Origin of the sequence: Mycobacterium sp. (genome assembly GCF_032162605.1) — a bacterium.
GTDB lineage: Bacteria > Actinomycetota > Actinomycetes > Mycobacteriales > Mycobacteriaceae > Mycobacterium.
In genome coordinates this window covers 1-17,029 of the sequence record NZ_JAVROT010000589.1, presented here as the reverse complement: position 1 = coordinate 17,029, position 17,029 = coordinate 1, and the positions used below count along the sequence as shown (strand labels likewise).

Here is a 17,029-nt window from a genome sequence, read left to right as displayed (position 1 = left end):
CCACGGCCGAAAGAAGACCGCGGCGATGGTCGCGGGCATCACGATGATCCCGCCGCACTACGTCGAGTACCGCGGCAGCAGGTTTCCCGAACTGGACGTCGACGCGGTGCTGGCCCGGCGGCCCGAGGTGGTGCTGGTGGACGAGCTCGCCCACACCAACACCCCGGGCAGCAGGAACACCAAACGTTGGCAGGACATCGAGGAGCTCCTCGATGCCGGCATCACCGTCATCACCACGGTCAACGTGCAGCACTTGGAAAGCCTGAACGACGTCGTCGCGCAGATCACCGGGATCGAGCAGCAGGAAACCGTGCCGGACGACATCGTCCGCAGTGCCGATCAGATCGAACTGGTCGACATCACACCGGAGGCGTTGCGACGCAGGATGTCCCACGGCAACGTCTACGCGCCAGAGAAGGTCGACGCGGCGCTGTCGAACTACTTCCGCCGGGGCAATCTCACCGCACTGCGAGAACTCGCGCTGCTGTGGCTTGCCGATCAGGTGGACGCAGCGCTGGCGAAGTACCGTGCCGAGAACAAGATCACCGAGACCTGGGAGGCGCGTGAACGCGTCGTCGTCGCCGTGACCGGCGACGCGGAGTCGGAGACGTTGGTACGCCGCGCCTCGCGCATCGCGTCGCGCTCCAGCGCTGAATTGATGGTCGTCCACGTCGTCCGCGGTGACGGTCTGGCCGGGGTGTCGGCCCCCCAAATGGGCAAGGTGCGCGAACTCGCGACGAGCCTGGGGGCCACCGTGCACGCGGTGATCGGCGACGACGTCTCCGCGGCGCTGCTCGACTTCGCCCGCGAGATCAACGCCACCCAGCTGGTAGTGGGCATCTCGCGGCGATCCCGCTGGGCCCGTATCTTCGACGAGGGAATCGCCGCCGCCACCGTGCGGCACTCCGGGAAGATCGACGTGCACATGGTGACCCACGAGGAAGCCGGTCACGGCATCTCACTGAAGTCGATCGCGCCGCGGGAACGACGCCTGCTGTCCTGGCTCGCGGCGCTGGCCGTGCCATCCATCATCTGCGCGATCACCTACTTCTTCCTGGATCCCTACCTGAGCATCGGCGGCGAGAGCGCGTTGTTCTTCGTCGGGGTGTTGGTCGTCGCCCTGCTGGGCGGTGTCACCCCGGCGATCCTGTCCGCGTTGCTGTCGGGGCTGCTGCTCAACTACTTCCTCACCACGCCTCGCTTCAGCTTCACCATCGCCGAGCCGGACGCCGCCGTCACCGAGGTCGTGCTCCTGGCGATGGCGATCGCCGTGGCCGTTCTGGTGGACCGCGCGGCCAATCGCACCCGCGAGGCCCGACGCGCCTCGCAGGAAGCCGAATTACTGACCCTGTTCGCGGGCGCGGTGCTCCGTGGCGCCGACCTGGAGGCGCTTCTGGAACGGGTACGCGAAACGTACTCGCAGCGAGCCGTTAGCATCCTGCGAACCGGGACCGGGATCGTGGCCTGCGTCGGCCGAAGTCCCTGCATCACAGTAGATTCCGCCGACACCGCCATCGAGGTCGGCGACGCCGAATTCTGGATGTTGATGTCCGGCAAGCAACTCGCCGCGCGGGACCGCAGAGTGCTCGGCGTCGTCGCCAGACAGGCCGCAGGCCTGATCAAGCAACGCGAGCTCACCGAAGAAGCAGGCAAGGTGCACGCGATCGCCCAGGCAGACGAACTGCGTCGCTCCCTGCTCTCGGCAGTCAGCCACGACCTGCGAACACCCTTGGCCGGCGCCAAGGCCGCGGTGTCGAGCCTGCGTGCCGACGACGTCGGCTTCTCCCCCGAGGACACTGCTGAACTGCTGGCCACCGTCGAGGAATCGATCGATCAACTCACCGCACTGGTGGGTAACCTGCTGGATTCGTCGCGGCTGGCCGCCGGTGTCGTCTCGCCTCAGCTGAACCGGGTCTACCTGGAAGAGGCCGTGCAACGCGCACTCGTCGGTATCGGCAAGGGCGCCACTGGTTTTGCCCGGTCTGGGCTGGCCCGGATCAAGGTCGAAGTGGACGACGCGGTCGTGATGGCCGACAGCGGACTGCTCGAGCGGGTGCTGGGCAATCTGATCGACAACGCGCTGCGCTATGCGCCTGACAGCGTGATTCGCATCAACGCGGCGCGGGTCGGCGAACGCGTGCTGCTCAACGTCGCCGACGAGGGCCCGGGGATCGCGCGCGGCACAGAGGAGCAGGTATTCGAGCCGTTTCAACGTCTCGGCGATTACGACAACACCACCGGAGTAGGTCTTGGGCTCTCGGTGGCACGTGGCTTCGTCGAGGCGATGGGCGGCAAGGTGCACGCCACCGACACCCCCGGCGGCGGCCTGACCGTCGTCATCGACCTGGCGTCGCCGAAGATGGACGAGCAGTGACTCCACCCGCGGTCCCGGCCAAGACGATGGTGCTGGTGATCGACGACGAACCTCAGATCCTGCGCGCGTTGCGGATCAATCTGTCGGTCCGCGGTTATGACGTCATCACCGCCTCGAGTGGCGCCGCTGCACTGCGTGCGGCCGCCGAGCGCCGCCCCGACGTGGTGGTCCTCGATCTCGGACTGCCCGACATGTCCGGCATTGACGTGCTCGCAGGGCTGCGCGGCTGGATGACCGCACCGGTGGTCGTGCTCTCCGCCCGCACCGACCCCAGCGAGAAGGTCCAGGCACTCGATGCCGGCGCCGACGACTACGTGACCAAGCCGTTCAGCATGGATGAATTCCTGGCCCGGCTGCGCGCCGCCGTCCGCCGTGGCGCAGCAGCGGCGTCCGACACCGCGCAACCCGTCATCCACACCGCCGCCTTCAGCGTGGACCTCGCTGCCAAGATGGTGACCCGGCAAGGCGCGAACGTGCATCTGACACCCACCGAATGGGGCATGCTCGAGATCCTGGTCCGCAACCCCGGAAAGCTCGTCGGGCAGGAGGAGTTGCTCAAGGAGGTGTGGGGGCCGACCCACACCAACCAATCACACTATCTGCGAGTCTATCTGGCGCAGCTGCGGCGCAAGCTCGAGGACGACCCCTCCCACCCGAAGCACCTGATCACCGAAGCCGGCATGGGTTACCGCTTTCAGCTGTGACCCTCTCAAGGCGGCAACACGCACGTCCGGCTATTCGGCGGCAGGGACACCCGGCCCGCATCGTCGTGCACGGCATCGCAAGTCAGGGTACGAATCGGCGCAGCACGCTCCACCGTGGAGAGAACTTCTCGCCAGGGTGTTCAGACCAGGCGGCAGACGTGATGCGGCTTCGGCGGAACGGTATTCACGCCGCGGTGATCACCCTGCCCGTAGCGGTCGATGGGGTCAACGTCACGGCCGGTCGAGGCAGTTGCCACCGTTCACAACCCTCACGCAATGCCTCGTCGACAGCGCACACGATCGACGTCAATTGCGGCGCTTGGTCGTTCAACCAGATCTCAGTTGATCCTCCGCTGAGCATGATCCGGTGTATCGGTGACCCGCAGGTCTTCAGAAGCGCCGATCGGCATAGCAGGCGCTCCGCTACCGACGCCCATTCCAGTACGCCGCCGGAGTCGTCAACGTCGCTGTGTAGTCCAATGACCTTCAGCCGGCGATTCCCCAGCACCAGCGGCGAGTGCTCGTCGAGGTAGAGGTATTTGGTCCGTTGGGCGCATTGGCTCAAACGGGCGATCTGGTGCTCTGTGCACACGACGAAACGGAAGACGCCAAGGTTCACTGCCCGGAGGATGGAGTCAGTCATCGGTCCACATCGAAACACGATCTGAGTGGGTCGTATACCGCTGTACTGCACCAAGTCCAATTCATCGTCATCGTGTGCGGTGACCGTGATCCCTTGTGCTCGAACCCAAGCCGCCAACGCGCGGTCGTGCAGTGTTACGGCAGGCACACCGTATCCGGCGCTGGAGATGACACCTCGCATCAGCTGAATCGAGTCGTGAAGTCGTGGAGTGCAATCCGGCGTATCAAGAACAAGTGTCATGCCTTCAGGTTTACGCCAGAGAAAGCTCCATTCACCGATTCATACGCACTTCTGACACCACCTGTGTGAATACTTACGCGATATTGATCCGCCGCGATACGAAGTTGTGGACCCCCCGGCGACGATGGTCGACCTGTCGTCGATACTTCCTGGGCCGTCGTTGCCACTGAGAACGGCACGGCCTGTCGGCGACGGGTGTGTCGGTACACGAAGCCGCGTGTGATAACCCTGTGGGCGATGACGGCGACAACGGCAGAGTCGAACAGCGGCCCCCCGTGAGCGCAAGGGGAGACATCGCCACCCGCGTATCTCACAGCGGGAGGGCCGCATCCGTGCAGCTCGTTACCCACGCGAAAGTGTTAGAAGGCCGCCTCTGACCGGTCTAATGTGGTCCAGACTCAGCCGTCGTCTCGGCAGCATCACATCGAGCAGCATCACATCGAGCAGCATCACATCGAAGTGAGACGTTAGCTCTCGGGTTATGGGCGCCGCGTCGGCGACACGCCGTGTGGTCCACCGTGGCAGGTTCGGCCCGCGGAATCGGCAACAGCAGTCGCGTCGAGTGCGGGATCGGGCGGGACAGGGATCCGGTCACCCCGAAGATTGAGGTAGCGGCACGTCAGGAAGAAGACCACTGGAATGGCCATGATGGCAAGGAACTGGAACATGTTCGACATCAGGTCAACCTCTCGTCCGTATGGCGAGACTGACACTCGCGGAGGTCCGCGGCTACGGTCGGAACGCGATAAATAGGCGTACTCCCTGATTCTTTACGAGTGTCTTACGCTCGGGCTACGTTCTCGATGCTGGTGGAGTGATGAGGTGCGAGCGCCGCGCGGAGTACGCACCGTAGGTCTGGTCACCCAATCGGAGCTGCTGTCGAGGTATCCCGAACACGTCTCAGTTCAAGGCAGCCCGATTGCGTTCCAGGGCAAGGAAAACGCGATGGTATTGATCGGTGACGGCATTTCGGTCTGCAAGGTCGTCGTCGACGGGCGCAGATTGGCGCTGAATTCTGTCGGCCTGGTCGACTAGGACCCGTTGGCGCGCGGCGTGGTGTTTGATCCATGATCTTCGTCAGCGCATCGAGTTGGCGGATCATCACCGCAGGCATCTCGTCGGCGGCCCGACGGATCTTCTCGAAAGCCCGTGCGACGAGCCGATCGAAGTCCGCCTGGTAGGCGACGACCCGGAAGACGTAAAGGAACCGCAAGGACACGCACCGGTACCGTTCGGATTGCGTCAACGGCACCCGGAACGGGCGGGCTCGGCGCGAAAATTCCTCTGTGCCGTCGGCTGGCGCCGCCCGCCGCACACCGAGGAGGAGCCCGATGGTCGTGGAGCACTGGGGAGCCTCGGCATGGATTCAGCTTGCCGTCGTCATCGGTGTCGTTGGCGCCCTTCACGTTCCACTCGGTGACTACCTGGCCCGGGTCTACACCGCCGGTACCGACTGGCGGGTGGAGAAGATCATCTACCGGGTGGTCGGTGTGGACTCGTCGACCGAGCAACGGTGGACCCGTTATCTGGGATCCGTCCTGGCCTTCTCCGCGGTCGGCATTCTGTTTTTGTATGGGTGGCTGCTGGCGCAGGCACATCTGCCCTCCCCCTGGGGTCATCCTGGGATGACCCCGGCGCTGGCATTCAACACCGCTGTCAGCTTCACCACGAATACCAGCTGGCAGAACTATGCGGGCGAGGCCACCCTGGGCCACCTCGGTCTGTCCACCGGGCTGGGTGTTCAGGCCTTCGCCAGCGCCGCGGTCGGCATGTGTGTCGCCGTTGCACTCGTCCGCGGGATCGTGCGCCGCCAGACCGATGCGCTTGGGAACTTCTGGGTGGACCTGGTGCGCAGTTGCCTGCGGATACTGCTGCCGCTCGCCCTACTCACCGCCGTTCTGTTGGCTGTCCTGGGCGTGGTCCAGAATCTCGACGCCGCACGCGAAGTCACCGGCGTCGCCGGCGGTCCGCAGACCTTGCTGGGTGGTCCGGTCGCGTCGTGGGAGTCCATCAAACTGCTCTCCGGTGACGGCGGTGGCGCGTTCAACGTCAACAGCGCGCACCCGTTCGAGAATCCGACACCTCTATCGAACCTCGTGGAAATCGTGGCGATGCTGCTGATTCCGGTGTCGTTCATCCGCATGTTCGGGGTGATGAGCGGTGACAAGCGCCAAGGCTGGACGCTCCTGGGTGTCGTAGCGATTCTCTTCGCACTCGGCGCCGCCGCCATCGGACTCAGCGAGTCGTTCGGACACGGCACCGTTGCGGCCGCGGTCGGATCGGCCACCGAGGGCACCGAAACCCGGTTCGGCATTCCCGGCAGCGCACTCTTTGGGCAGGCCGCGACTGCATCCGCGGACGGCGCGGCGAACTCGTCCTATGACAGCTACGTCAGCCTTGGCGGCGCGGTCCTGATGGCCAACATGATGCTTGGCGAGGTCAGCCCCGGTGGCGCCGGCAGCGGCCTCTACGGTCTGCTCATCGTCGCGTTGCTCGCGGTATTCCTGGGCGGGTTGATGATCGGACGCACTCCGGAATTCATGACAAAGCGGCTCGGGGCGCGCGAGATGAAGTTGGTGAGCCTGTCCGTCCTCACCTCGCCGATCGCGGTGCTCGTCGGTATCGGTATGTCGATCGCACTGCCGATGGGCGTGAAGTCGATGGGCAACCCCGGACCGCACGGCCTTTCGGAGCTGCTCTACGCCTTTACCAGTTCGGTCGCCGGTAACGGCAGCGCCTTCGCCGGCTTCACTGGAAACACCCCATGGTTCAACGTCGTCCTGGCGCTCGCGATGATCGTCGGCCGTTATCTGCCAATGATCTTCGTGCTGACGCTGGCCGCCAGCCTGGCAGCGCAACGCCCTGGCGTCGTGACCGCGGGAACGCTACCCACCCGGAGTCCGGTGTTCGTCTGTCTCGTCGTCGGCGCCACTCTGATCGTGGTCGGGCTGGAATTCTTCCCCGCGCTCGCGCTGGGTCCACTCGTCGAAGGCGTCTCTTGACCGCCAACGGGGCAGTGGACGCCTCGGACTGCAAAGTCAGACTAAGTCCCACCATCACGATCATGGGCACCGCGCGCAGTGGTGCTCTCGCGCCAGGCATCTGCGATGCGTCAGTCGCCGCGATGAACCTGGCCGGCGCCACCGAGTCGCCCCCTTGCAATTGGGGCCGTTCCGCATGCGGGGAGTCCCCGATCCAGGCACACGACGGCCGGCACGGGTGGTCTACAACGGCGCAAGGACCAACGCAGGCCGCGGAAAGCGGAACCGGGCGCACGCATCGTCGAACGCGTCCTCGAGCTCTGCGGCCAATCCGCGCAGAACACCCGTCGCGGCGGTCCTGTCGGACAGGACGTCACCGCCGGCCAGACTGACCCGAGTCAGAATGATGTCCTGTTCGCGGCGGATATGGGCCATCTGCGCGATCATCTGAGCGACCGTATCGGCGTACGCAGTCAGGGGTGCTTCAGGTGTCAACCGGGCATGCAGCCCGATGAGGTTGAGGCGAGGGCGGCCGAGCACCGCGGCGATCGTGTCGCTGGCGCAGTCAGTGGTGACATCGACCAGCACCCGTTGGGGTCGACCGGCACAGTCCGCCAGAACCGCAACCTGTTGTTGACAGCAGCCCAGGACCAGTCGGCCGACACCGGCGGTTACGGCACACCGAATCGGCGCCGCGGTAATCCCGTCGTCGTGCATGACGATCCGCGGCGCCGGGACACCCGCCGACAACACGAAGGTGAGCTCCTCGCAGGAGCGCACGTCGACTGACTGGCCCCGGTTCATCACCGCCGTAGCGACCTCGGGCTGCCGAAGGGCCTCGGCGGCGCAGGTGATCCCGGCCCACGAAAACGCCTTGCGGTAATCCCGGTAATGACGAAGGACGTCCCGGGCAGCCACGCCAGACGATGATGTCGAGCCGGGAATGCTCAACTGGTCGGCAATGCGCCCACGGTAAGCGTCTCCAAGCGCGGAGTCATCCGATGAGATGGTGTCGTCGCGGATGGGACGAAGGACGTCGAAGATAGTCACCGGACACGCTCCTGGCTTGGCCGCAAATCGAGCGGCGATACTCAACTACTACGCCGGTCCGAACTGTGAAAACCAACCCCTGACGATCTATTTACGGCTGACGAAGAAACTTTGACGTTGTGTTGACGTGGTGCCGCCGCCGGTGTTCACAGTGCCGGGCCGCCCGGTCGGCGAGCAGGTGCGCTGCAGTGTGGAACACCATCGGATCGGCTGAGTTCGCGTCCTGCCGGGAGTCGCGTCCGAGCGCAATCTGGGCGACAGTCTTGGCAGCCGCCGAAACCACTGACCATGGGCGCTTCTCGTCAAGAATCGCACCTTTGCCGTAAGAGGACCGTCAAGGCTGCACGGATCGTCGACCGCGGCGTGCAATCTTGACCGATGACACTGCTAGGTCACCTGCCCTCGTTGCGCCACGTCAGCCCCGACCGAATCGATCGGGCCGTCTGGCCGTCGACGAGTGCCGTGGACTCCGCCGGACGGCTCTGCGTCGGCGGAGTCCCGCTGACCGACATCGCCGACGAATTCGGCACTCCGTCCTACGTCATCGACGAAGCCGACTTCCGTTACCGAATCCGGCACTACCGGTCGGCACTTCCCGGGGTTGGCGTGGTGTACGCGGGAAAGTCCCTTCTGACGACGACGGTGGCCCAGTGGGTGGCCGAGGAAGGCTTGGGCCTAGACGTGTGTTCGCCCGGCGAGTTGGCGGTCGCGTTGGCCGCCGGGGTGGATCCTTCTCTGATCCTGATGCACGGCAACGTGAAAACGGTGGACGAGCTGCGGGACGCGACGGCCGCCGCAGTGGGACGGATGGTCGTTGACTCCCTGACCGAACTCGCCCATCTCGCCTGCCTGGTGCGCCGGCCACAACGGGTGCTGCTGCGGGTGACACCCGACATCGACATCCACGGCCACCGCGCCGTGAACACCGGTGTCGCCGACCAGAAGTTCGGCTTCACCTTGGACGACCGACAATTCAGTGACGCCGTCGATCGGATATCGAAGCACCGACTGCTGACGTTGGTCGGCCTGCACTGCCACCTCGGCTCGCAGATCACCGACGCGACGCTCTACGGTGAAGCGATTCGCCGGCTCGTGCCCGCGATGGCCGACATCCAAGCCCACCACGGTGTGACCTTGGGCGAGTTGAACATCGGCGGAGGACACGGCGTGCCGTATCTGGCCGGTGACCCCGAGCTCGATCTTCGCGCCCTGTCGGCGACGATCACCGAGGCGCTGGACGAATCCTGCGCGGTCGAGCGCTTCCCACGTCCCGCCATCGTGGTCGAACCGGGTCGGGCCATCAGCGCACGCGCCGGTGTCACGGTGTATCGCGTCCAGACGCTGAAGACCAGGCCTGGGGGCCGAACCTTCGTCGCGGTCGACGGCGGCATGAGCGACAATCCGCGGGTCGCCCTGTACGGCGCGAAGTACAGTGTCGCGCTGGTGAATCGGCACGCTCCCGGCCCGGTCAAACCCGTGACCATCGTGGGACGCCACTGCGAAGCAGGCGACGAACTGGCGCGCGACGTGCTGCTACCGGAGGACCTGCATCCCGGTGACGTGTTGGCCTTCGCCTGCACCGGGGCCTACAACCACAGCATGGCCTCGACCTACAACACCACATGCCGACCGCCGATCGTCGCCGTTCACCACGGGGACGTACGCGAGCTGGTGCGACGAGAGACCGTCGCCGACCTGCTGGCCCGCGACCGAGGCGCATCGCAGGTACGTCCCCGGTCCCCGCAACCAGGCAGCACGAGTGGGTGCGCAGCCCTGCTGCACGGTGAGTAGAAGCAGCGAACGGGCCCGGTCGAAGCGCAACGGTGGCGTCAATCAACCGGCAGCATCACTCATCGGGTACGGACCGTCGTCATTGGGTGTCTTCTCATGCTGCCCGACCCGTTCGTCAACCTGCCACCAAATGGTCCCGTGTGTCCGCGGGTACCTGCTAGCAGGAAACCGATGTGGGTGCTGTCCATGGCGACTTCGGTCCGCCCGAGGGACACGATCTAAAACTAAATGGTCGACGACAGGACCACGGACTGAAGACAGGCGAACATCATGATAACCAGGATTGCTCTCGCGGCACCATTGCTCACCGCAGGCCTACTCGGCGGACTCATTGCTGCCACACCCATTGCCATCCCGGCCGCGATACTCGCCGACGGCCCCACCTCGACCGCCGTTGACCCGACCTCCCCCATCTCGGGCGAAACCGGAGCACCGTTCGGCGACGCCCTCACCGGCACCGATCCGCTGGTGCCCTACGGCACCGAACCGCAGGCTCCCGTCACGCCGGGCTTCGTCAATCGCAACCACGACGAAGGCATCACCACCAACGGCGAGGTGGATCTGCCGTTCTGAATGCACCCTCGCGTCGGCACAACTGGTCCCGTCACCGACTCTCCCGTGGCGGGCCAGCCAGACCGGCCGCAACGCCTGACGACCTAGTCAATCCGTGCCAACGCATCGCCCACAGTGCCGTCCGACAGTTGGACGGCCAATGCAAGACCGGCGTCTCCACCAAGGGCGTTTGGCGTCTGGCACCAAAGGCCCAAGCGAAGTTGGCTAGGAAACGCGAGCAAGCCCGCGACGAGAGGCCAGCCGCGGACGCCGGAACGGCTAGTAGCCGAGTTAGTTCGAAGCGGCGGCCAGCTGCGCGCGAACACGCCGCTCCACCAACAGCGGAACGAAATCCCGGATCGGACTCTGGTCGAATCGGGCACGCGCATCTTGCACGGCGGCCGAGACCCGATCCGCTGGAAGTCCCGCGTAGATGCCGGTCAGCCGCTCCTCCAGCCGAGCGCGCATGGACCTTCTGCCACAGAGCCGAGTTCTGGCGACCGTTCCTCGACGCTCTGGTCGACGTCGGTTGCGACGACGCCGCCAGGTCGTCCGTCCCTGACAGTGGCGCCCGGCGGACTTGGCCGATGGGCGCTAAAAGAGCTGGCCTTCCACGAACACGCTGTCGGGCACGGCCTCGTCGAGGTCCGTTTGCACGGCGCGGTTGTTGCTCGCCAACAGGTCTTCGGCGCTGATCGCGGTGACGTTCCAGCCGTGCGCCGCCAGCCAATCCGTGACTTCGGTCCGCTTCTCTTCATAGAGCAGGTTGCCCGACTCGATGATGTCCTTGCCGCCCAACTTTTCAGCGATCGCGCGGTACTGCTCCATCTGTCCTTCACGGCGGGTAAAACTCTCGGCGCTGAAGAAGTCGTTGGTAAAGGCCTCCACCGCGACCCGGCTTCCCTGCGCGCTCAGCGACTGGATCCGGTCGAACAGCAGGTCCTGAGCCTCAGCGGTCAAATACGGCAACAACCCCTCGGCTGACCATGCCGTCGGGAGGGTGGGATCAAACCCCGCGTCTACCAACGCCTTCGGCCAGTCCAGGCGCAGGTCGATACCGACACTGACATGAGCGGCGATGGGGGCGACGTCGTGGGACTCCAGCGTCTCGAGCTTGAACGCCAGGACCTTGGGTTGATCGATCTCGTAGACCACACTGCCGTGCGGCCAGGGCAACCGCCACGCGCGGGCATCCAGACCCGCCGCCAGTATCACGGCCTGGCGGACGCCGGCGGTAGCCGCGGCGAGGAAGAATTCGTCGAAGAACTTCGTCCGCGAACCCACGTAGCTCATCATCGCCTGCATCCGCTCCTGAAAGCGGGGGTCGACCGCGGCCAGCTCCGCCGGAAGTTCATCGTCGAGGTAGATCTTCCAGATCCCGTCGCCGGCTGCCTCGAGGAACAACCGCGCGAAGGGGTCATTGATGAGGGGATCGGCGCTGTTGGTCTCCGCCGCCCGTCCCCCGGCAACGCCGAGCGCGGTGGCGCCGACGCTCTCGTTGATGTCCCACGTGTCGTCGTCGGTCCTGGCCATGTCGAGTTCCCTTCGCTGCGTCGGGTAGAGACCTTCTGCCTGCTCGATTCCGAAGCTTCGCTGGGCGATCCGGCTTCGGACTGGCAGGCACCGGCATGACGCTGCACGGCGGTGGGTCAATCATGACGCTATGCATTAACTAACCGGTCGTCAAGTAAGCTGTCGATCGACTGGGAGGACACCGGACATGGATCAACGTCGAACCGATACCCGTGCACAGCTCCAATCGGTCGCCTTGGAACTGTTTGCCCAGCGCGGCTACGACAGCACGTCACTGCGCGAGATCGCCGATCGACTAGGGATCACCAAAGCTGCCGTCTACTACCACTTCCGCACCAAGGACGAGATCCTCGCCAGCTTGATCGAGGACTTCCTCGCCCAACTCGACGACCTGGTGCGGTGGGGGAAGACGCAGCCCCACAACGCCGCAACCCGCATCGAAGCGCTGCGCCGATACGGCGACATGCTCTCCGGTCACGCCGCCGAACTGGCACGATTTCTCAGGGAAGGTCGCTCACCGATCCGCGATCTGGATCTCGGGATCAGGATTCGGGACCGCTACCTCGAGCTGTTCGATCTCCTCAGCCCACCTGGTGAACCCGTCGAAGGCCGGCTCCGTGCGCGGGTGGCACTGTCGAGCCTGCACATCGGAACCACGCCAGACTCGCAGGACATCGGCACCGAGACTCAGCGCCGCGCCGCCGCGTTGACGATTGCCACGCAAGCGCTGACGCCGTCAAGACATTCACGGCAATCGGCTCGCACGACAATGCCCTCTGGCACAGGAGGTTCGACGCACACGCCGTCCTAGCCGGCGTTGAGTTCGACGACTGCGAACGGGTCCGCCACTCTCGCTGAGGTTTCCGGTCGCACAACCGCCGCTGAACGCGCCGATCTGTGCGACTGGAGGCAAGCACACGTCGGCCATTCCACGAGCTCTCCAAGACAACGCGATTGGTGCCGCGGGCTATGCCTGGCTCGCAGCACGGCCCAAGACGCGACGGTCGAAGACCAGATCCCACGCCGTGTCCATCGCCGTGACGATGGCGCCGACGAGGACGGCGTCGTCCCCCAGATGTCCCCCGACGATGTCGGGAACCAGGGGAATCGTTGCGGCGAGCTCGCGGTGCATGCGCCCGGCGAGCAGGTCCGCGTTGCGACCGATTCCTCCGGCGAGCACGATCAAGCCGGGGTCGAGCACGCTGGTCACTACCGAGACGACATGCGCGAGCTTGGACGCCTCGTTCGCGACGACGGCCAAGGCGCGTTCGTCGCCCTCACGGGCCGAATCGAAGACGGCCTTTGCCGTCGGTACGTGCAGTCCTGCATCGCGCGCCGCCGACACGACCGCGTGCCCGGCCGCCACCACTTCGACCGGACCAGGGCGGTGCGTCGTCACTCCCGCAGGGACTCGTCCGTAGGGCAGGTCCGCGATTTCCCCGGCCGCGCCGTGTGCGCCGCGAAAGAGCTTGCCGTTGACCAGGATGCCCATTCCGATGCCGGTACCGACCGTCAGGCACGCAATCACGTCGACGTCCTGTGCTGCGCCGCGGGCGTACTCGCCGAGCGCGCACAGATTGGCGTCGTTTTCGACGATCACTTCCGACCCATGTGCTGCCAGCGTCGACACCAGCTCGTGCAGCAAGCCGCGTCGTTCCCAACCGGGCAGATTCGGCGCCCGGTATACGGTGCCCGTGGCCGCGTCCGGGATGCCCGGTGTTCCGAGGGCGGTCACCACGATGTCGTCGAGGCTCAGCCGAGCTCGCGCGACGGCGCGTTGAATGGTTTCCTCGATGGTGCGCAGCAACATGGCGCCCGAGCGGCTGCGGTTCGGCTCCTCCAGGCGTGCCACGACGGTGCCCTCCAGATTCGCCACCGCGACGTGAAGCACGCGACGACCGATGTCGACGCCGACGATGTGGCCCGCATCCGGATCGGTCTGGTAGATGACCGCAGCCCTGCCGGGGCGGGGTGCACTGCGGCCAATCGCACGCGCCAGACCATGTTGCTCCAGGTCCAAGAGCGCCTGTCCGACAGTCGGTTTGGATAGTCCGGTGTCTTCGGCGATCTGAGGACGCGTCGCCTCGCCGTGGTACCGGAGGCGGTTGAGCACCAGCCGCTGATTGAGCGCGCGCATGCTTGCCGGTGTTCCCGCTCGTGGCGCAGTCGGGTCGAGCACCACCCCTCCGTTCTAATCGGGGGAAGGTACGAAGTGCACTCTTCCACACGCGGCAATAGTATGTTAAGAAACTTTCCTAACGAATAGCGGAGGTGCATCATGGGTCCATCCATCCGTCCCGGACCGACCGGAGCCGCGGTATCTCCACAGCCCGCGCTCGAGCGCCGGATCGGCCCGCTTCAGGCCACTGCAATCAACATGACCCAGATGTGCGGCATCGGTCCGTTCGTCACCATTCCCGCCATGGTGGCGACCATCGGCGGTCCGGAAGCAATGTTCGGGTGGGTCGTCGGCGCCATCCTCGCACTTGCCGACGGCCTCATCTGGGCCGAACTCGGTGCCGCCATGCCGGGCGCAGGCGGGACGTACATCTATCTACGCGAAGCGTTTCAGTACCGCACCGGGCGCCTCATGCCGTTCCTATTCGTTTGGAGCGCCGTACTCTTCATCCCGCTGATCATGTCGACCGGCATCATCGGTCTCGTCCAATATCTCGGCTACCTGATCCCAGGGGTAACCGGCGACGCGGGCAACACCGCGCTTGGCAAGTTCATCGGAGTCGGCATCACGCTCTTGATCATGGTGGCGTTGTTCCGCAAGATCGGCCAGATCGGCAAGCTCACCACGGTGCTGTTCGTCATCATGCTGGTGGCGGTGCTCAGCACGATCGTCGCGGCATTCAGCCACTTCAGCGGGGCGCAAGCCTTCGCCTTCACTCCCGGCGCGTTCGATCTCGGAGGGGGTACGTTCTGGGCCGGCCTCGGCGCGGGACTGATCATCGCCGTCTACGACTACCTCGGGTACAACACCTCGGCGTACCTCGGCGGCGAGGTGCGCGACCCGGCACGCACCATCCCGCGCTCCATCGTGTTCTCGATCCTCGGCATCATGAGCCTGTACTTTCTGCTGCAGGTCGGCGTCCTCGGCTCGATTCCACTCGACGAGTTGAAGGACGCCACGTCGGTCGCCTCGACGGTGCTCGAGCAAGCGTGGGGGTCGGGCACGGCCAGGGTGATCACCGTTCTGATCGTCGTCGCAGCCATCGGCTCGGTGTTCGCCGGCCTACTGGGCGGGTCACGCGTTCCGTTCGAAGCCGCCAGGGACAAGGTGTTCCTGCCGGTGTTCGCCAAGCTGCATCCGAAACTGAATCTGCCGACTGCCGGTGTACTCACCATGGGTGCGATCACGATCATCGGTTCGCTGTTCACGTTGACCACCATCATCAACGCAGCGGTCGCGACCTTGGTCCTGATCCAATCGTTGGCCCAGGTCGCAGCGATCGTCGTATTGCGCCGTCGCCAGCCGAATCTCACCCGCCCGTACCGCCAGTGGCTGTATCCGGTGCCGACCATCGTCGCCCTGGTCGGCTGGATCTACGTCTACGTCTCCGCGACCTGGCTCTCGATCGGCCTGTCCGTGGGCTGGATTGCCCTCGGCTGCGTCGCGTTCCTCGCCTACGCCAAGGCCGAGCGAACGTGGCCGTTCGGGCCGAAGGAGATCAAGGAGGATTTCGTCGAACAGATCGGCAACGGCGTCACCTCAGCCTGACCGGTGTCGGCACCGTTGCCACCGACAGCTGACGACCTGCCAGTGTCAGTAAGGATGCTTGTTTGCCCGCGATCTTCTCGTGCGGGAACACGCCGACGAGGTGTCCAGCGATGACGCCGCCGCACGGACGTCGCACGGACGGCTTTCAACCCAGCGTGATGGGGCGAGCCAACCAGCTATCGAGTGCGGACTGCAGGACACCGGCGAAGTCCACCTCGGTGGCCGCCGATACGAGCGCCTCGGCCACGATGGAGTTCGGTTCACGGTCGAGAACGATCAGACCGACCGCGGGGCCGTCACCGTTTCGCACCATGGGTCGAGCCGCCAGCCCGCGCGGCACACCGAACGCGTGCAGCCAGGTGTGCGAAGCCACCGTCGCCAGTTCCAGCCCGGCCAGATGGGCGAACAGCGCCCCCACGGTGTCGGCCTCAACGACGGGATGAAACCTTGCGCCATCGGCGGCCATGTTTCCGTCGATGATCCGACGGTTCCGCATGGCCGGTGTCAGTGCACACAACCGGAGCTTGGCGGCCTGCGACCACCGGATCTCCTCCTGGGCCATGACCGGGTGTGCAGCCGGTGCCAGCAGGACATAACGCTCCCGATACAGCTCGAATCTTCGAGTGCCGGGCGGTGTCTCATCGTCCAGGTAGGTCAATCCGGCGTCGATCTCGAACTCCGCGAGGCGCACCGCGATCTCCCGCGACGAGAGGGCTTCGACCCGAATGGTCGCCACGGGATTGCTGCGCAGGAACCGAGCGGTCAGGAGCGGGCTGGCGGGCACAGACGTCGGGATCGCACCGACCCGGGCCATTGCGCTGAGTCGCCCTCGCATCCGTTCCACGTCGGCGAACAGTTCATCACGCTCGGCCACAATGCGGTGCGCCCACGTCACGACTCTGCTGCCCTCGTCGGTGAAACCTTCGAACCGATGACCGCGCAGGACGATGACGACGCCCAACTCGCTCTCGAGCCGCCGGATCGCGACCGACAGCGTCGGCTGACTGACGTTGCACGAGATGGCGGCGCGGCCGAAATGCCTCTCACGCGCCAACGCAACCAGGTACTCGAGTTGCTGGAGAAGCACTTCACCGTGCATGACCACCGCCGCGAATCAGATCGATAGATTTGGACTATCGAAGCATGTCAGATACCAAAGAAGAATCCCTTGTCACCCATCGTTCGGCAGCGTTACGGTCAAACGCGTCGACAACCGGCACCGCCGCAGCCTGATCAGATGTGGGTGTCACTCCGCCCCCCTTGGTGGGGCGTGGGTCCATGAGCAATGCCGCTCAACGGCTGAGGAAGTGACAACCTTGTCGATCGCTGCCGCACTACGTCCTGACCGAATCGTCGCGTCACCTGGATGGAGTCGGTGGCTGGTGCCACCTGCCGCGCTCTCGATTCATCTGGCGATTGGCAGCGTCTACTCGT

At 65.2% G+C, this 17,029-nt stretch carries 15 protein-coding genes; 8 read left to right on the top strand and 7 right to left on the bottom strand.

Annotated features, from left to right (window positions below; translation table 11 throughout):
• Together QOI01_RS33145 and QOI01_RS33140 are read left to right on the top strand one after the other, a co-directional pair.
• A partial coding sequence (locus tag QOI01_RS33145; RefSeq protein ID WP_526387978.1) for a DUF4118 domain-containing protein occupies positions 1-2,374 on the top strand: 2,374 nt, incomplete at its 5' end.
• 26 nt (positions 2,375-2,400) lie between these two features.
• Complete coding sequence (locus QOI01_RS33140; protein ID WP_526387980.1) at positions 2,401-3,078, top strand: response regulator transcription factor; 678 nt, start codon at positions 2,401-2,403, stop codon at positions 3,076-3,078.
• 184 nt (positions 3,079-3,262) lie between these two features.
• On the opposite strand, the gene QOI01_RS33135 is transcribed toward QOI01_RS33140, so the two are convergent.
• Both QOI01_RS33135 and QOI01_RS33130 read right to left on the bottom strand, forming a co-directional pair.
• On the bottom strand, positions 3,263-3,721 hold the full coding sequence (locus QOI01_RS33135; protein ID WP_526387976.1) for a hypothetical protein: 459 nt from the start codon (positions 3,719-3,721) through the stop codon (positions 3,263-3,265).
• A 719-nt stretch (positions 3,722-4,440) separates the two neighbouring features.
• Positions 4,441-4,638 (bottom strand): hypothetical protein, encoded by a 198-nt coding sequence (locus QOI01_RS33130; protein WP_526387975.1) that lies wholly within the window; start codon positions 4,636-4,638, stop codon positions 4,441-4,443.
• A 145-nt stretch (positions 4,639-4,783) separates the two neighbouring features.
• On the opposite strand from QOI01_RS33130, the gene QOI01_RS33125 reads away from it, so the two are divergent.
• Together QOI01_RS33125 and kdpA are read left to right on the top strand one after the other, a co-directional pair.
• On the top strand, positions 4,784-4,996 hold the full coding sequence (locus QOI01_RS33125; protein ID WP_526387973.1) for a hypothetical protein: 213 nt from the start codon (positions 4,784-4,786) through the stop codon (positions 4,994-4,996).
• Positions 4,997-5,292: 296 nt separating this feature from the next.
• A complete protein-coding gene (gene kdpA / locus QOI01_RS33120) occupies positions 5,293-6,963 on the top strand; it encodes a potassium-transporting ATPase subunit KdpA (protein ID WP_526387971.1) in 1,671 nt (556 codons plus the stop codon).
• A gap of 222 nt (positions 6,964-7,185) precedes the next feature.
• Here kdpA and QOI01_RS33115 read toward each other — a convergent pair whose 3' ends face one another.
• Positions 7,186-7,992: a type III PLP-dependent enzyme domain-containing protein gene (locus QOI01_RS33115; protein WP_526387969.1), complete on the bottom strand. Its 807-nt coding sequence runs from the start codon at positions 7,990-7,992 to the stop codon at positions 7,186-7,188.
• A gap of 378 nt (positions 7,993-8,370) precedes the next feature.
• Between QOI01_RS33115 and lysA the strand changes: the two genes are divergently transcribed.
• On the top strand, positions 8,371-9,783 hold the full coding sequence (gene lysA, locus QOI01_RS33110; RefSeq protein ID WP_526387968.1) for a diaminopimelate decarboxylase: 1,413 nt from the start codon (positions 8,371-8,373) through the stop codon (positions 9,781-9,783).
• Between the two features lie 270 nt (positions 9,784-10,053).
• Positions 10,054-10,356, top strand: coding sequence for a hypothetical protein (locus QOI01_RS33105; RefSeq protein ID WP_526387966.1), 303 nt, complete (start codon positions 10,054-10,056; stop codon positions 10,354-10,356).
• Positions 10,357-10,626: 270 nt separating this feature from the next.
• Here QOI01_RS33105 and QOI01_RS33100 read toward each other — a convergent pair whose 3' ends face one another.
• Positions 10,627-10,803: a three-helix bundle dimerization domain-containing protein gene (locus QOI01_RS33100; RefSeq protein WP_526387964.1), complete on the bottom strand. Its 177-nt coding sequence runs from the start codon at positions 10,801-10,803 to the stop codon at positions 10,627-10,629.
• Positions 10,804-10,929: 126 nt separating this feature from the next.
• A complete protein-coding gene (locus QOI01_RS33095) occupies positions 10,930-11,868 on the bottom strand; it encodes a class I SAM-dependent methyltransferase (RefSeq protein WP_526387962.1) in 939 nt (312 codons plus the stop codon).
• A 187-nt stretch (positions 11,869-12,055) separates the two neighbouring features.
• Between QOI01_RS33095 and QOI01_RS33090 the strand changes: the two genes are divergently transcribed.
• Entirely contained in the window at positions 12,056-12,679 is a 624-nt protein-coding gene (locus tag QOI01_RS33090) for a TetR/AcrR family transcriptional regulator (RefSeq protein WP_526387960.1), read from the top strand.
• 156 nt (positions 12,680-12,835) lie between these two features.
• On the opposite strand, the gene QOI01_RS33085 is transcribed toward QOI01_RS33090, so the two are convergent.
• A complete protein-coding gene (locus QOI01_RS33085; RefSeq protein ID WP_526387958.1) occupies positions 12,836-14,047 on the bottom strand; it encodes an ROK family transcriptional regulator in 1,212 nt (403 codons plus the stop codon).
• A 99-nt stretch (positions 14,048-14,146) separates the two neighbouring features.
• Between QOI01_RS33085 and QOI01_RS33080 the strand changes: the two genes are divergently transcribed.
• The gene (locus tag QOI01_RS33080; RefSeq protein ID WP_526387956.1) at positions 14,147-15,595 is read left to right on the top strand and encodes an amino acid permease; all 1,449 of its coding nucleotides are present in this window, start codon (positions 14,147-14,149) and stop codon (positions 15,593-15,595) included.
• Positions 15,596-15,740: 145 nt separating this feature from the next.
• Here QOI01_RS33080 and QOI01_RS33075 read toward each other — a convergent pair whose 3' ends face one another.
• A complete protein-coding gene (locus QOI01_RS33075) occupies positions 15,741-16,694 on the bottom strand; it encodes a LysR family transcriptional regulator (protein ID WP_526387954.1) in 954 nt (317 codons plus the stop codon).
• Positions 16,695-17,029: the final 335 nt, after the last annotated feature.

Coding starts and splice junctions, on each gene's coding strand:
- QOI01_RS33140 (WP_526387980.1), top strand. CDS start 2,401: ATGGTGCTGGTGATCGACGACGAACCTCAGATCCTGCGCGCGTTGCGG.
- QOI01_RS33135 (WP_526387976.1), bottom strand. CDS start 3,721: ATGACTGACTCCATCCTCCGGGCAGTGAACCTTGGCGTCTTCCGTTTC.
- QOI01_RS33130 (WP_526387975.1), bottom strand. CDS start 4,638: ATGTCGAACATGTTCCAGTTCCTTGCCATCATGGCCATTCCAGTGGTC.
- kdpA (WP_526387971.1), top strand. CDS start 5,293: ATGGTCGTGGAGCACTGGGGAGCCTCGGCATGGATTCAGCTTGCCGTC.
- lysA (WP_526387968.1), top strand. CDS start 8,371: ATGACACTGCTAGGTCACCTGCCCTCGTTGCGCCACGTCAGCCCCGAC.
- QOI01_RS33105 (WP_526387966.1), top strand. CDS start 10,054: ATGATAACCAGGATTGCTCTCGCGGCACCATTGCTCACCGCAGGCCTA.
- QOI01_RS33100 (WP_526387964.1), bottom strand. CDS start 10,803: ATGCGCGCTCGGCTGGAGGAGCGGCTGACCGGCATCTACGCGGGACTT.
- QOI01_RS33095 (WP_526387962.1), bottom strand. CDS start 11,868: ATGGCCAGGACCGACGACGACACGTGGGACATCAACGAGAGCGTCGGC.
- QOI01_RS33090 (WP_526387960.1), top strand. CDS start 12,056: ATGGATCAACGTCGAACCGATACCCGTGCACAGCTCCAATCGGTCGCC.
- QOI01_RS33080 (WP_526387956.1), top strand. CDS start 14,147: ATGGGTCCATCCATCCGTCCCGGACCGACCGGAGCCGCGGTATCTCCA.
- QOI01_RS33075 (WP_526387954.1), bottom strand. CDS start 16,694: ATGCACGGTGAAGTGCTTCTCCAGCAACTCGAGTACCTGGTTGCGTTG.